Annotated in this window: 1 protein-coding gene; it reads left to right on the forward strand. The window is 65.9% G+C overall.

Features of this window, described 5'->3' with window-relative positions; genetic code table 11:
- Window positions 1–583, forward strand: a 583-nt coding sequence (locus SO180_RS42470; protein ID WP_449384718.1) for a tyrosine-type recombinase/integrase, incomplete at its 5' end; no start/stop codon positions are given.
- Window positions 584–601: the final 18 nt, after the last annotated feature.

A 601-nucleotide genomic window follows, 5' to 3' on the forward strand; every position in this document is an offset into this window, starting at 1 on the left:
ACCGGTGGTGTTGAGCCGCGAGGAGGTCGCGCGCTTTCTGGAGGCTGCGCCGAGCGTCAAGTACAAGGCGGCGCTCAGTATCGCCTACGGTGCGGGGCTGCGCGTCTCCGAGGTCGTCGCGCTGAAGGTCTCCGATATCGACTCCGAGCGCATGATGCTGCGCGTCGAACAGGGCAAAGGCCGCAAGGATCGCCACGCGATGCTTTCCCCGGTGCTGCTCGAACTTCTGCGCGACTGGTACCGCATTGCCCGCCCGCAGGGCTGGCTGTTTCCGGGACTGAAGCCGGCCAGCCCAATGACGACACGCCAGCTCACGCGCGCCTGCCACGCTGCGGCCCACATGGCCGAGATTACCAAGCAGGTGACGCCGCACACCTTGCGCCACAGCTTCGCGACCCACCTGCTCGAGCAGAACATCGATATTCGGGTGATCCAGGTCCTGTTGGGGCACGCCAAGCTCGAGACCACCGCGCTCTATACCCGCGTCGCCACCAACACCATCCGCGAGGTTATGAGCCCGCTGGATCGCCTCACCCCGCTGACACCCAAGAAGAATGAGCCCAGGGATACGCCACCCGCCTAAGCACGACGCGGGTGGCGC

It is taken from the genome of Bradyrhizobium sp. UFLA05-112 (assembly GCF_053572325.1).